General features: G+C 56.8%; 16 protein-coding genes. All 16 read left to right on the top strand.

What is annotated here, in order from left to right; translation table 11 throughout:
• The first annotated feature begins 8 nt into the window (after positions 1-8).
• Positions 9-1,184 (top strand): elongation factor Tu, encoded by a 1,176-nt coding sequence (gene tuf / locus J2X53_RS04640; protein WP_349036319.1) that lies wholly within the window; start codon positions 9-11, stop codon positions 1,182-1,184.
• Between the two features lie 144 nt (positions 1,185-1,328).
• Positions 1,329-1,637: a 30S ribosomal protein S10 gene (gene rpsJ, locus J2X53_RS04635; RefSeq protein WP_023666234.1), complete on the top strand. Its 309-nt coding sequence runs from the start codon at positions 1,329-1,331 to the stop codon at positions 1,635-1,637.
• A 14-nt stretch (positions 1,638-1,651) separates the two neighbouring features.
• Positions 1,652-2,533 carry a 50S ribosomal protein L3 gene (rplC, locus tag J2X53_RS04630; RefSeq protein ID WP_349036318.1) on the top strand — a complete coding sequence of 294 codons (882 nt, stop codon included), beginning with the start codon at positions 1,652-1,654 and terminating at the stop codon, positions 2,531-2,533.
• Positions 2,530-3,150, top strand: coding sequence for a 50S ribosomal protein L4 (rplD, locus tag J2X53_RS04625; protein ID WP_349036317.1), 621 nt, complete (start codon positions 2,530-2,532; stop codon positions 3,148-3,150). Before rplC ends, rplD begins: the two co-directional genes overlap by 4 nt.
• Complete coding sequence (locus J2X53_RS04620; RefSeq protein ID WP_103334344.1) at positions 3,147-3,443, top strand: 50S ribosomal protein L23; 297 nt, start codon at positions 3,147-3,149, stop codon at positions 3,441-3,443. The genes rplD and J2X53_RS04620 overlap by 4 nt, the downstream gene beginning before the upstream one ends.
• Positions 3,444-3,635: 192 nt before the next feature.
• On the top strand, positions 3,636-4,475 hold the full coding sequence (gene rplB, locus J2X53_RS04615; RefSeq protein ID WP_100195929.1) for a 50S ribosomal protein L2: 840 nt from the start codon (positions 3,636-3,638) through the stop codon (positions 4,473-4,475).
• Between the two features lie 3 nt (positions 4,476-4,478).
• Positions 4,479-4,757: a 30S ribosomal protein S19 gene (rpsS, locus tag J2X53_RS04610; RefSeq protein ID WP_103334345.1), complete on the top strand. Its 279-nt coding sequence runs from the start codon at positions 4,479-4,481 to the stop codon at positions 4,755-4,757.
• Positions 4,758-4,760: 3 nt separating this feature from the next.
• The gene (gene rplV / locus J2X53_RS04605) at positions 4,761-5,141 is read left to right on the top strand and encodes a 50S ribosomal protein L22 (RefSeq protein WP_103334346.1); all 381 of its coding nucleotides are present in this window, start codon (positions 4,761-4,763) and stop codon (positions 5,139-5,141) included.
• Complete coding sequence (gene rpsC / locus J2X53_RS04600) at positions 5,141-5,857, top strand: 30S ribosomal protein S3 (RefSeq protein WP_118149337.1); 717 nt, start codon at positions 5,141-5,143, stop codon at positions 5,855-5,857. The genes rplV and rpsC overlap by 1 nt, the downstream gene beginning before the upstream one ends.
• A 14-nt stretch (positions 5,858-5,871) precedes the next feature.
• Entirely contained in the window at positions 5,872-6,285 is a 414-nt protein-coding gene (gene rplP, locus J2X53_RS04595; RefSeq protein ID WP_100195933.1) for a 50S ribosomal protein L16, read from the top strand.
• A 308-nt stretch (positions 6,286-6,593) separates the two neighbouring features.
• Complete coding sequence (locus J2X53_RS04590; RefSeq protein WP_349036316.1) at positions 6,594-8,222, top strand: aldolase catalytic domain-containing protein; 1,629 nt, start codon at positions 6,594-6,596, stop codon at positions 8,220-8,222.
• A gap of 3 nt (positions 8,223-8,225) precedes the next feature.
• Complete coding sequence (locus tag J2X53_RS04585; protein WP_349036315.1) at positions 8,226-8,963, top strand: 3-deoxy-manno-octulosonate cytidylyltransferase; 738 nt, start codon at positions 8,226-8,228, stop codon at positions 8,961-8,963.
• Positions 8,964-9,339: 376 nt separating this feature from the next.
• Positions 9,340-9,993, top strand: a complete 654-nt coding sequence (locus J2X53_RS04580) for an HAD family hydrolase (protein ID WP_349036314.1) — start codon at positions 9,340-9,342, stop codon at positions 9,991-9,993.
• Between the two features lie 15 nt (positions 9,994-10,008).
• The gene (locus J2X53_RS04575; protein ID WP_349036313.1) at positions 10,009-11,580 is read left to right on the top strand and encodes a glycosyltransferase; all 1,572 of its coding nucleotides are present in this window, start codon (positions 10,009-10,011) and stop codon (positions 11,578-11,580) included.
• 14 nt (positions 11,581-11,594) lie between these two features.
• Complete coding sequence (locus J2X53_RS04570; RefSeq protein ID WP_349036312.1) at positions 11,595-12,791, top strand: hypothetical protein; 1,197 nt, start codon at positions 11,595-11,597, stop codon at positions 12,789-12,791.
• Positions 12,788-13,246, top strand: coding sequence for a hypothetical protein (locus J2X53_RS04565; RefSeq protein ID WP_349036311.1), 459 nt, complete (start codon positions 12,788-12,790; stop codon positions 13,244-13,246). The genes J2X53_RS04570 and J2X53_RS04565 overlap by 4 nt, the downstream gene beginning before the upstream one ends.
• Positions 13,247-13,341 lie beyond the last annotated feature (95 nt).

The following is a 13,341-nucleotide window of genomic DNA, read 5'->3' as shown; positions in this document are numbered from 1 at the left end:
TTGCCCAGATGGCAAAGGCAAAGTTTGAACGGAACAAACCGCACGTCAACATTGGCACGATTGGCCACGTTGACCACGGCAAGACGACGCTGACGGCGGCGATCACCAAGTATTTCGGCGATTTCAAAGCCTACGACCAGATCGACGGCGCGCCGGAAGAGCGGGCACGTGGGATCACGATCTCGACCGCGCACGTGGAATATGAGACCGAAGCGCGCCACTATGCGCACGTCGACTGCCCCGGCCACGCCGACTATGTGAAGAACATGATCACCGGTGCCGCACAGATGGACGGCGCCATTCTGGTGTGTGCCGCCTCCGACGGCCCGATGCCGCAGACCCGCGAGCACATCCTGTTGGGGCGTCAGGTCGGCATTCCGTACATGGTCTGCTACATGAACAAGGTTGACCTTGTTGATGACGAAGAGCTGATCGAACTGGTCGAGATGGAAATCCGCGAGCTGTTCTCGTCCTACGACTACCCGGGCGACGACATTCCGATCATCAAGGGCTCGGCCCACCAGGCGATGATCGGTGAGCGCAAGGACATCGGCGAAGATTCCGTGCGCGCGCTGATGGCGGCTGTTGACAGCTACATCCCGACCCCGGCACGTGCCGTGGACCAGCCGTTGCTGATGCCGATCGAAGACGTGTTCTCGATCTCGGGTCGTGGTACGGTTGTCACCGGTCGCGTGGAGCGTGGCGTGATCAACGTTGGCGACGAAGTCGAAATCGTCGGCATCCGCGACACCAAGAAGTCGGTCTGCACCGGCGTCGAGATGTTCCGCAAGCTCTTGGACCGTGGTGAGGCTGGCGACAACGTCGGCGTGCTGCTGCGCGGCATCGACCGTGAAGGCGTGGAACGTGGCCAGGTGCTGTGCAAGCCGAAGTCGGTGAACCCGCACACCAAGTTCGAAGCCGAAGCCTATATCCTGACCAAGGAAGAAGGCGGCCGTCACACGCCGTTCTTTGCGAACTACCGTCCGCAATTCTACTTCCGCACGACCGACGTGACCGGCATGGTCCAGCTGCCCGAAGGCACCGAGATGGTGATGCCGGGCGACAACCTGAAGTTCAACGTCGAACTGATCGCCCCGATCGCGATGGAAGAAAAACTGCGCTTCGCCATCCGCGAAGGCGGCCGTACCGTCGGCGCAGGCGTGGTCTCGAAAATCCTCGCCTGATCTGCGCGAATCGCCTTTCCAAAGGCGGTATGACAGTATAACGACACGCGGCGCGCCCATACCCTGGGCGCGCCGCAGACCATCCACAAATGTGAACCTATGGGCCGGGCATGTTGCCCCGTCTACGTTCCGAAGGAACAAGAAATGCAAGGTCAGACCATTCGCATTCGCCTGAAGGCCTTCGATTACCGCGTGCTGGACGCCAGCACCCAGGAAATCGTCAACACGGCCAAACGCACAGGCGCACAGGTTCGCGGGCCGATCCCGCTGCCGAACAAGATTGAGAAATTCACGGTTCTCCGTGGTCCGCACATCGACAAAAAGTCGCGTGACCAGTGGGAAATCCGCACGCATAAGCGTCTTCTCGATATCGTCGATCCGACCCCGCAGACCGTGGACGCGCTGATGAAGCTCGACCTGGCTGCCGGCGTTGACGTCGAAATCAAAGTATAAGGGGGCACAAACAGATGCGCTCTGGTATTATTGCGAAGAAACTGGGCATGACCCGGTTGTTCCTAGAAGATGGCAAGCAGGTTCCGGTCACGGTTCTGCATATGGACAATCTGCAGGTTGTGGCTCAGCGGACCGCTGACAAGGACGGCTATACGGCTGTTCAGCTCGGCGCCGGTTCGGCCAAAGCCAAGCGGACCTCGGCTGCGATGCGCGGCCACTTTGCCAAAGCCTCGGTCGAGCCGAAGCGTAAAGTGGCAGAGTTCCGGGTTACGGACGATTGCATGATCGATGTCGGTGAAGAAATCACCGCTGACCACTACTTCCCCGGTCAGTTCGTTGACATCGCCGGCACCTCGATCGGTAAAGGTTTTGCCGGTGCGATGAAGCGGCACAACTTTGGCGGTCTGCGGGCGTCGCACGGTGTGTCGGTGTCGCACCGGTCGCACGGGTCGACCGGCCAGTGCCAGGACCCCGGCAAGGTGTTCAAAGGCAAGAAAATGGCGGGCCATCTGGGTGCCGTGCGCGTGACCACGCAGAACCTGCAGGTCATTCGTACCGACGCCGACCGTGGTCTGATCATGGTCAAAGGCGCGGTCCCCGGATCGAAAGGTGGTTGGGTGACGGTCAAGGACGCGGTGAAGAAGCCGGTTCCGGACACTGTGATCATCCCGGCCGCGCTGCGTTCCGCAGCCAAGGCGGCAGCAGCAGCCGCTGCAGCAGCAGCCGAAGCCGCCGCAGCCGAAGCAGCAGCCGCTGAAGAAGCACGTCTGGCCGCACAAGCCGCCGAACAGGCAGCTCTGGAAGCCAAGGCAGCCGAAGAAGCACTGAATGCGGGCAACGAGCCTGCTGAAGGCGCTGACGAGGCCACCACCAAGTCCGAAGGCGGTGAAGCATGAAACTTGATGTTCTGAAACTCGACGGCGGCAAAGCCGGTTCGGTCGATCTGAACGACGACCTGTTTGGGCTGGACCCGCGCGCAGACATTCTGCACCGCGTGGTGCGCTGGCAGCGGGCGAAAGCCCAGGCTGGCACACACTCGACGCTGACCCGCGCCGAAGTGTCCTATTCGACCAAGAAGATCTATCGCCAAAAAGGCACCGGTGGCGCACGCCACGGGTCGCGCAAGGCGCCGATCTTCCGCAAGGGTGGTGTCGTCAAGGGCCCGACCCCGCGCAGCCACGCGCATGACCTGCCGAAAAAGGTCCGTGCTCTGGGTCTGCGTCACGCGCTGTCGGCCAAGGCCAAAGCGGGTGAGCTGATCATCCTGGACACGCTGACGATGGCAGAAGCCAAGACCGCGATCCTGGCGAAACAGGCGAAGGAACTCGGCTGGAAGCGCGTGTTGATCATTGACGGTGCGGCTGTGGATCAGGGCTTTGCTCTGGCTGCACGCAACATCGAAGGGATCGACGTGCTGCCGACGATGGGTGCCAACGTCTATGACATCCTGAAGCGGGATCAACTCGTGATCACCAAGGCAGGACTCGAAGCATTGGAGGCTCGTCTGAAATGAGCGCGAAACCCCAGCACTACGACCTGATCAAAAAGCCGATCATCACCGAAAAAGCCACCATGGCTTCGGAGCATGGCGCGGTTGTGTTTCAGGTTGATATGGACGCAACCAAGCCGATGATCAAAGAGGCCATCGAGGCAGTCTTTGGCGTCAAGGTGAAGGCGGTCAACACCACCATCACCAAGGGCAAGACCAAGCGTTTCAAAGGTCGTCCCGGCGTGCGGTCCGACAAGAAAAAGGCCTATGTTACGCTCGAAGAGGGTAACACTATCGACGTCTCTACGGGCCTCTGATAGAAGCCAGCGAATCTCGCGGCCCCGGATTTCCGGGGCCGTGGATTTTTTGCAGAATCAGTCTGTTTTGTGAGGTTTCACAGACAGATTATACCACCGGGGACCTTCGGGGCCCTATAAACCGGGGACCTTCGGGGCCCTATAATTCGGGTCTGTAACAACAGACCCTCTAGCTGACGGAAGACAGAAAGCATGGCACTTAAGTCGTACAAACCGACGACGCCTGGCCAACGCGGGTTGGTTCTGATCGACCGTTCGGAGCTGTGGAAAGGACGCCCGGTCAAGGGCCTTGTAGAAGGCTTGACCAAGACGGGTGGACGGAACAACACCGGACGTATCACGATGTGGCACAAGGGCGGCGGCGCAAAGCGTCTGTACCGCATTGTGGATTTCAAGCGTCGTAAATTCGACATTGCAGCGGTCGTCGAGCGGATCGAATACGATCCGAACCGCACCGCATTCATCGCCCTCGTGAAATACGCGGACGGCGAACTTTCCTACATCCTTGCTCCGCAGCGTCTGGCTGTCGGCGATTCTGTGATCGCTGGCGCAAAGACCGACGTGAAGCCGGGCAACGCCATGCCGTTCTCGGGCATGCCGATCGGTACCATCGTCCACAACGTCGAGATGAAGCCCGGCAAGGGTGGTCAGATCGCACGTGCGGCTGGCACCTATGCCCAGTTCGTCGGTCGTGACGGTGGCTATGCCCAGATCCGCCTGTCGTCGGGAGAACTGCGTCTGGTGCGTCAGGAATGCATGGCCACCATCGGTGCCGTGTCAAACGCTGACCACTCGAACCAGAACCTCGGCAAAGCCGGTCGTAAGCGCCACATGGGCGTGCGTCCGACCGTTCGCGGTGTCGCCATGAACCCGATCGACCACCCGCACGGTGGTGGTGAAGGCCGGACCTCTGGTGGTCGTCACCCGGTTACGCCGTGGGGCAAGGGCACCAAGGGCAACCGCACCCGGTCGAACAAAGAGACGGACAAGTACATCCTCCGCTCGCGTCACGCCAAGAAAAAGGGCCGCTAATCCATGTCACGTTCCATTTGGAAAGGCCCGTTCGTCGATGGCTATGTCCTGAAAAAGGCAGAAAAGTCGCGCGAGTCGGGCAAAAGCGAAGTGATCAAGATCTGGTCGCGTCGTTCCACCATCCTGCCGCAGTTTGTCGGTCTGACTTTTGGCGTCTACAATGGCCACAAGCACATTCCGGTGGCGATCACCGAAGAAATGATCGGCCAGAAGTTCGGTGAATATTCGCCGACGCGGACCTATTACGGTCACGCCGCCGATAAAAAAGCCAAGAGGAAGTAAGCCATGAGCAAGGAAAAGAATCCGCGCCGCGTGGCGGACAACGAAGCGATGGCGATCAGCCGTATGCTGCGGACCTCGCCGCAAAAGCTCAACCTGGTTGCCGGCCTGATCCGTGGCAAAAAGGTTGAAAAGGCACTGGCTGACCTGACCTTCTCGAAGCGCCGCATCGCGGCTGACGTGAAGAAGTGTCTGCAGTCCGCGATTGCAAACGCCGAAAACAACCATGGCCTGGACGTCGACAGCCTGATCGTTGCCGAAGCCTGGTGTGGCAAGAACCTTGTGATGAAGCGTGGCCGTCCGCGGGCACGGGGCCGTTTCGGCAAGATCATGAAGCCGTTCTCTGAAATCACCATCAAGGTTCGTCAGTCCGGGGAGTCGGCATAATGGGACAGAAGGTTAACCCGATCGGGATGCGCCTCCAGGTCAACCGCACCTGGGACAGCCGCTGGTTTGCCGAGTCGAAAGACTATGGCAACCTGCTGCTGGAAGACCTGCGGATGCGTGAATTCATTCACGAAGAAGCCAAGCAAGCCGGCATCAGCAAGGTGATCATCGAACGTCCGCACAAAAAGTGCCGCGTCACGATTCACGCTGCCCGTCCCGGTGTGATCATCGGCAAAAAAGGCGCCGACATCGAAACGCTGCGCAAGAAACTGACAGCGTTCACGAAGTCGGAACTGCACCTGAACATCGTCGAAGTCCGCAAGCCGGAACTCGACGCGCAGCTGGTGGCCGAGTCGATCGCTCAGCAAATGGAACGCCGGGTGTCCTTCCGTCGCGCGATGAAGCGCGGCGTGCAGAACGCCATGCGGATCGGTGCGCTGGGGATTCGTGTGAACGTCGCCGGCCGTCTGGGTGGTGCCGAGATCGCACGGACCGAATGGTATCGTGAAGGCCGCGTGCCGTTGCACACGCTGCGCGCCGACATTGACTATGCCCTGTCCGAAGCAACGACCCCTTACGGGATCATCGGTGTGAAGGTCTGGATCTTCAAAGGCGAAATCCTTGAGCATGATCCGCAAGCGCATGACCGCCGTCACGCAGAAGCACAGGAGGGCGCGGCACCGCGTCAACCTCGTCGCGACCGCGAACGCGCGTAAGGGAGTATTGAAAGATGCTGCAACCGAAACGGACTAAGTTCCGCAAACAGCACAAGGGCCGTATTCACGGCGAAGCCAAAGGCGGCTTCCTGCTGAACTTTGGCTCCTTTGCGCTGAAGGCCACGGAACCAGAGCGTGTGACGGCGCGTCAGATCGAAGCGGCCCGCCGCGCGATCACCCGCCACATGAAGCGTCAGGGTCGTGTCTGGATCCGTATTTTCCCAGATGTCCCGGTGTCGTCGAAGCCGACCGAAGTGCGGATGGGTAAAGGTAAGGGCTCGGTCGATTACTGGGCAGCCAAGGTGAAACCTGGCCGCATCATGTTCGAGATCGACGGTGTGTCGGAAGTGATCGCACGTGAGGCCCTGCGCCTTGGCGCGATGAAGCTGCCGGTCCTGACCCGCGTGGTCGCCCGCGAAGACTGGTAAGGATGGCGCGTGTGTGAACACGCGTCCCCCTGAGCATTGGCCCCTGCCGGAAACGGCGGGGGCCTTTTTGTTTGGGGGGTGGAGGGTCGCCTATCGTTCGCCTGCGGTGCTACGAGGTCGCTGCAGGGCCATCGTCGGCAGTTGCCGAAGAACGACGTGAGTTCCGGGCGCGTTTGTTGGCGGTTTTGAATGGCATGGGGCTAGGCGCGCCTCGGAGGGGCTGGCGCGCATTCATTTTCAGATTTATCTTCCAAAGGCATACTGCTACGTTTGCCGCACACTTTTAACTTAAAGAATTGGTATTCTGAATGCACGATATCACTTCCGCAGCCCCCAAACTGCTCGACTGTACCTTGCGCGATGGCGGTTACTATAACGACTGGGATTTTTCGCTGCGGGAGGCACAGGATTACATCGACAATCTGGTGCGTGGCGGCGTCGATATTATTGAAATCGGCTTTCGTTTCACGCCAAAATCCAAGTTTCTGGGCCCCTTTGCCTATACAAGTGAAGATGTCCTGCAACAGCTCGAACTGCCCGAGGGTGTGCAGTATGGCGTGATGATCAACGCCTCTGACTACCTGTCGGACCGTTGGCTGCAGGACATGGAGGCGGCCTTTGTGCCCGCCGCAGAAAGCCGCGTCAGTCTGGTGCGGATCGCGGCGCATATCGGGCAGATTCCGGCCTGTGACAAGCTGGTGGCCTGGCTCAAGGCGGCTGGCTATGATGTCGGCCTGAACGTCATGCAGATTTCGCAGGCGGACGATGCCCAGATCACCGCTTTGATCGAGGATGTTGAAGCCCGCTTTGTGCCGTTTGAGGCGCTGTATTTTGCAGACAGCCTTGGCAACCTGAAGGTTGACGATGTGACCCGCATCGTGACGCTGTTCCGCGCGTCGTCGCCAAAGCCGATCGGCTTTCACGGTCACGACAACATCGGACTGGGCGTCGCGAACTCTATGGCGGCCCTGCGCGCCGGGGCGACATGGGTTGATGCCACTGTCACCGGCATGGGTCGCGGGGCGGGCAATACGCAGACCGAATATCTTTCGGTTGAAATGGCCCAGATGGGTCTTAAGTCCTTTAATCTGCTGGATATTCAGCGCGCAGCGACCGGCTGGCTGGCCAAGCTGAAAGAGCGGTGCCGGTGGGGAACCAACATCTTTTACTATGAAGCAGGGCTGCGCTCGCTGCACCCGAGCTATGTGCAGCAGATGCTTGCCTCTAACCGCTACGAGCCGGTTGATATTCTGGTGATGATCGCTGCGTTGAGCGGGGGCGAAGCGCCCACCTCTTACAGCGCTGCGAATGTTGATCGCGCCTTGGCTGCGATGATGAATGCCCCCGAAGGGCGGGATTCGGTCGAAGGGCTCTGGGCTGGGCGGTCGGTCATGATCGTGGCGGGCGGGCCGCAGGCCGTGCGGCACTGGAATGCGGTGATGGCACTGGCACGAAAGCGAAATGCGGTCGTTCTGGCGGTCAATCATCTGGAAGACCATGATCCGGCCAGTTTTGACGGTGTGGTCTGCATTCACCCCGCCCGTATGATGGCCCTGCTTGGTGACAAGTCGTGGAATGCCCTGCCGCTGTATTCCACGCTTGGCATGCTGCCTGATAGTCTGGACTCCAAGATGCAGGGCCGAGCGTCGGTCACCGATTATGGTGTCTGTGTGCAGGCGGATGCACCGTTTTCGGCGCGTCCCAAAGGCTGCACGATCCCGGCCCCGGAGGCGTTGGCCTATGCCTGGGCACTGGCGGAAGCGGCAGGGGCATCTGAATTGCTTCTGGCCGGGTTTGACGGGTACAACGGTATGTCCGAGAGCTATCGCAAGACAAACGCCTTGATCGCGTCGATCAAAAGCCAGAGTGCGCTGCCAGTGAGTTCTGTCACCGCGACCCACTATACGCTTGCCCATACCCCCCTCTACTCCGAGTGAATCATGACTGATTATGCAGTGGTTATTCCGGCACGCCTGGGCTCGACCCGGCTGGCACAAAAGCCCCTTATGGACATCGCGGGCAAGCCGATGGTGATCCACACCTGGGAACGCGGGATCGAAGCAGCACCTGCGGAGCATGTTTACGTCGCGACCGACAGCGAAGAGATCATGGAGGTCTGCGCAAAATACGGGGCGCAGGCGGTCATGACCTCGCCCGATTGCCTGACCGGCACAGATCGCGTTGCCGAGTTCGCGACCAAGGTGGTCAGGGATGTGTACATCAACCTGCAGGGCGACGAGCCGATGATGCCGGCAAAAAGCATCAAAGCGGTTATCGACCTGAGCTGCTCCCGGCCCGATCAGATCATCAACGGCTGGGCGCCGATCACCGAGGAAAGCGAATTCCGGTCACGGACGATCCCCAAGGTGGTGCTGCGCGAGGACGGCCAGCTGATGTATATGAGTCGTGCGCCCATTCCCGGCACGAAGTCAGATACCTTTGTGTTTTCCCGCAAACAGATCTGCGTTTACGGCTTCCCGCGCACAGCCCTTGCTGCGTTTGCCGCGCGGGGGGCAAAGACAACGCATGAAAACGCCGAAGACATTGAGATTCTGCGCTTCCTGGAGATGGGCTGGACGGTTCAGATGATCGAACTTTCGGGCGCCTCGATCGCGGTTGATACGCTGGAAGACCTTGGCAGGGTGCGCGAAGCAATGGTGATCGCCGGGTCGCAGTAGCGGCCCGGCGGCATCTGCTTATGATGCTCAATACCTTAACAAATTGTTAATGCTGCCTGTGCACCGTGGCCTGTGCCCGTTATTTGGTCAATCGAGACGATTGCCATCAGTGTTTGCTGCGCAAAAGTCGTGATCAGACTGGTCTTCACGCCCCGAAGACGCTATCAAACATCACGTCGGCCTAAGAATAGGGCAGCCTCTGACATTGATCTTGCAGCAAGTAGCTGAAGTCAGGCCAACCAGCCTGCCTGCGAGTGTCGGGTCGGGGGAGACCGGGGCGTACTGCCTTGCCATGTGAAGGTATTGTGTATCTGTACATGTAGTCGGTGTCTGAACAGCATTCTACCTTTAAAGCGTATACGAAAGGTATCTGGCCTTGGATCTCATTCACTACCAGACCCTGATTTTTGATTGCGATGGGGTCATTCTGGACTCAAACCGGATCAAGACAGAAGCATTCCGCACCGCAGCCCTCCCCTACGGCGATGCGGCGGCCAATGCGCTGGTTGCCTGGCATGTCGCCAACGGTGGCATCTCCCGCTATCAGAAGTTCGCTCATTTTCTGTCCGAAATCGTTCCGGCCGGACAGCCCGGCCCCGATCTGACGTCGTTGCTCGCGCGCTATGCCGAAGCTGTGCGCGATGGCCTGACACAGTGTGCGGTTGCTCCCGGTCTTGCAGACTTGCGACAACGCACCAGAGCGGCACGCTGGCTGATTGTGTCAGGGGGCGATCAGGCAGAGCTGCGCGATGTTTTTGCCGCGCGTGGACTGGCCGACATGTTTGATGGCGGGATCTTTGGCAGCCCGGATAACAAGGATCAGATCCTGTCACGCGAACTGACATCAGGCAATATTACCGGCCCGGCGTTGTTTCTGGGTGACAGCACCTATGATCATCGTGCTTCCCATGCAGCAGGGCTTGATTTTGTATTTGTGTCGGGCTGGTCAGAGGTCGTCGGGTGGCAGGACTATGTCAGAGAGCAACAGCTTTCGGTCATTGCGAATCTGGAAATTTTAACACGTACCTGAAGTAAGGTTGAGTTTATGGACTATCCCAAAATATCCATGGTGATCGGCAGCTTCAATCGCCGCAAACTGCTGGAATTGTGCATTGAGGCAGTTCGTGCGGAACTGAATGACCAGTCGTACGAGATTATTGTCGTGGACGGTGGCTCTACCGACGGCACGGTGGAATGGTTGGTTCAGCAAAAGGATATTATCACCATCATCCAGCACAATCGGGGGGAATGGGGGGGCAAGCAAATTGTGCGTAAGCCCTGGGCCTATTTCATGAACCTCGCCTTCAAAGCTGCGTCCGGACAATACATTTGCATGTTGAGCGATGACTCTTTGATTGTGCCGGGCGCGATTAACAACGGCGTTGAACTTTTCGACGAACAGTTGGCGAAGGGCGTGAAGTTGGGAGGGGTTGCCTTTTACTTCCGTGACTACCCTGTTCGGAAAAAATACGCCATCGCCTCAAATTTGGGTAACCTGTATGTCAATCATGGTCTGTTCCTGAAAGCGGCTATGGAGGAAGTCGGGTATTGCGATGAATCCTATCATTTCTATTTTTCTGATACAGATCTGGCATTGAAAATCCGGGCTGCTGGATATGAAATCATCCCTTCAAAGCTGTCTTTCGTCGAACATTATTTTGATGCGACGCCTGAAATTAGATCGTCCAATAATGATGAGAGAAAGCTGGTCGATCGGCAAAAGCTGATATCAAAATGGTCCGGTATTGCCTATCCTAAAGAGAAGGAAGAATATTACTCACGGCATGTCGGGCGCTGGCTTGAGCATCCAGACTCCCCGACTATTCCACTTGATACGATTCAGAAACTTGTTGCCGCAGAGAATCCGGACTACTTCAGTTTTCCGCGTGTTTCTGTGATAACGGTCGTCTACGAAGATCCTAAAGGATTGGCCCGAACCATCGACAGCATCAAGTCCCAAACCTATCCTTTCATTGAGTATGTAGTTATAGATGGTGGATCCGGAGAGGCTGTTCAGCAAGTTCTGTCGGATAATTCTGAATCGATAGACATATTGGTTTCGGAAAAGGATAATGGAATCTATGATGCGATGAACAAGGGCATCTCTTTGTTCACAGGTGATTTTTGTTTGTTCATGAATGCGGGTGATACATTCTATGAAGCCGACACCTTGAAAAGGTTGGTCGCGAATCTGGATGATGTGAGCGACGTATTTTATGGTCATCGTGAATATATCCATGGCGCGGGTCATTCCCTTGCTCAGATCCAGAAGGGGCAGCCTATCGAAAAGATAGTGAGTGGAATGCCTTTCTGTCATCAGTCGATTCTGTATAAAAGTGATGCATTGAAGAGGAATGAATTTAACACAACCTACCGATATGCAGCTGACTACAATCAATTTGTAAAAATGTATACAGCCGGCGCTAAGTTCCGTCTTATTGATCAGGTTATCTGCAAGTTTTTCGCAGGAGGCAGCTCTGAGTCCGGGATACGGCCGTATCTGGAGTGTCTAAAAATTCAGTTTGATTACTTTGGGGACGGTGAGCACATCAAGGAAAGTAAATACATGAAAGGATTTATTAAAAACTGGCCTGATTTCGAGAAAAAGTTTTCCTGACCGAGGAGCATGTAATGTCGACTGCGAATTTACTGTCGTCACGGGAAACATGGAAGGACATTCTGTTTGCTGACGATTTTTACCTGTCGCAAAGAACGGAGGCTGAGAAATCAAGGCTTCTTGCGACATGGTACAAGGATTTTATGACCAGTGACTTCGATCTTCCACAGATTGATGCGGATAGCGTTGTGTTTTTTCGCAGCCTTGTGAGAGATGACTACCGAACATTTTTCGAGCTGGTACGCGATAATGTCGATTTTCCATGCGTTACAGTTCAGGACTATAAAAAGCGCCGCTCCGACGGAAGGCTGAATCTTGCCGCTAGTAAATTTTTGATAAGCAACAAGAAGTTATTTGATCTTGTTGATGCAAGGAACGGATTTGAGCAAAGTTTGCTATACATCCGTTCTTGCATGTACAAGTACATCCTTGACCATTTCCGAAGTCAGCCGAAGCCAAAAGCCGTCGTTTTCTTTGCTGATATGCAACCGATTGAGCACCTGCTTGCCCGGCATTTCCGCGCGATGGGCGTTCCGACGGTGACACTGCAGCATGGCCTTTATGTAGACTACGGCGATTATCATACGGTCAACAAGATCAATTATCTGCATCAGCCGTCCGAGTACTTTCTCTCCTGGGGTCCGGAAACATCTGAACTGATTGCCCGTCACCACCCCACGACCCGGATTGTGGAATGTGGAAAACCCTTGATTTTCAATGCATCGCCACCACCAGGCGCGAAGCCTGCCCAACCCTATGTGTCACTGTTTCTGGATCAAAAGCCGTTTCAGGCCCAGAACATTGAAATGATCGAGACCGTGCTGGCCTATGCGCAACCCAGGGGGCTGGAGGTCAAAGTGCGCTTCCATCCTTCATTGCCCAAGGCCGAAATTCTGTTGCGGTATCCGGGAATGGCTGAGCAACTTCACTTCACCGATGCAGCGTTGATTGTGGGACATACGTCATCTCTGCTTTATGAAGCACTGGCGCTTGGATGCAGGGTCATGCGCTTTGCTACCGAGATACCCGCAATTCCCTTGCCGGATAACAGCCAGTTCAGCACGTTGCAGGAGCTTGAGCAGAAGCTGACCTTGCCTCAGGAAAAGGACTTGTGGCGCCGCTACTTTACAGCTCTGGGGGAAGATGCGTTAAAGAACTACCGAGCGTTTTTTGACGAATTGTTGAACAACCGAAAGGTCATGACTGCATGAGCGTTCACCAGAGTCTTGCGGAGACCATGATGCCCCAATCTCCACCCTCTGATGAAAAGCTCTCCAAGGCTTTTCTGGCAGATCTCTGGCTTTTGCACTGCCAGAGCTTGCAGGCCGAAATTGAGCGTCAGCAGGATGAGATTGCCGATCTGAAGCTTCAGTTGAAAGAAGCCTTGCCGCAGAAGGCAGTCGCTTCGGGCAATACGTTCGATGGCTGGAAAGCGATTATTGCCAGACCTGAACCGATGGACCCGCTTGTGCAGCGCTCCTTTTTGGCGATCTGTGCTGCGATGCTGACCACCCAGCCGGAGGCGACTCTGCAGCAACTGAAGGGTGATCGGGCTTTGTCGAAAGCGCTCGACTCCGCTCTGGTGGCTTGCGGAGATGCCGCGGTGGTGGGCTTGATTACCCGCACGATGGAGTGGGCGAAGATCAAGGCCACCCATACCATCTAACAGGCTGCTGAAGAAGTCTGCGGGGCGGAACGGTTTTCCTTGCGGAGGCTGTCGGCATTCCGCGTCGCGCCGTTCCATGTTGCAAGCATGCGCGC

This window comes from Pseudotabrizicola sp. 4114 (genome assembly GCF_031457365.1).
In the GTDB taxonomy this organism is placed as follows: Bacteria; Pseudomonadota; Alphaproteobacteria; order Rhodobacterales; family Rhodobacteraceae; genus Pseudotabrizicola.
Note: the sequence above shows the minus strand (reverse complement) of the source record. Positions and strands in the feature narration are given on the sequence as shown.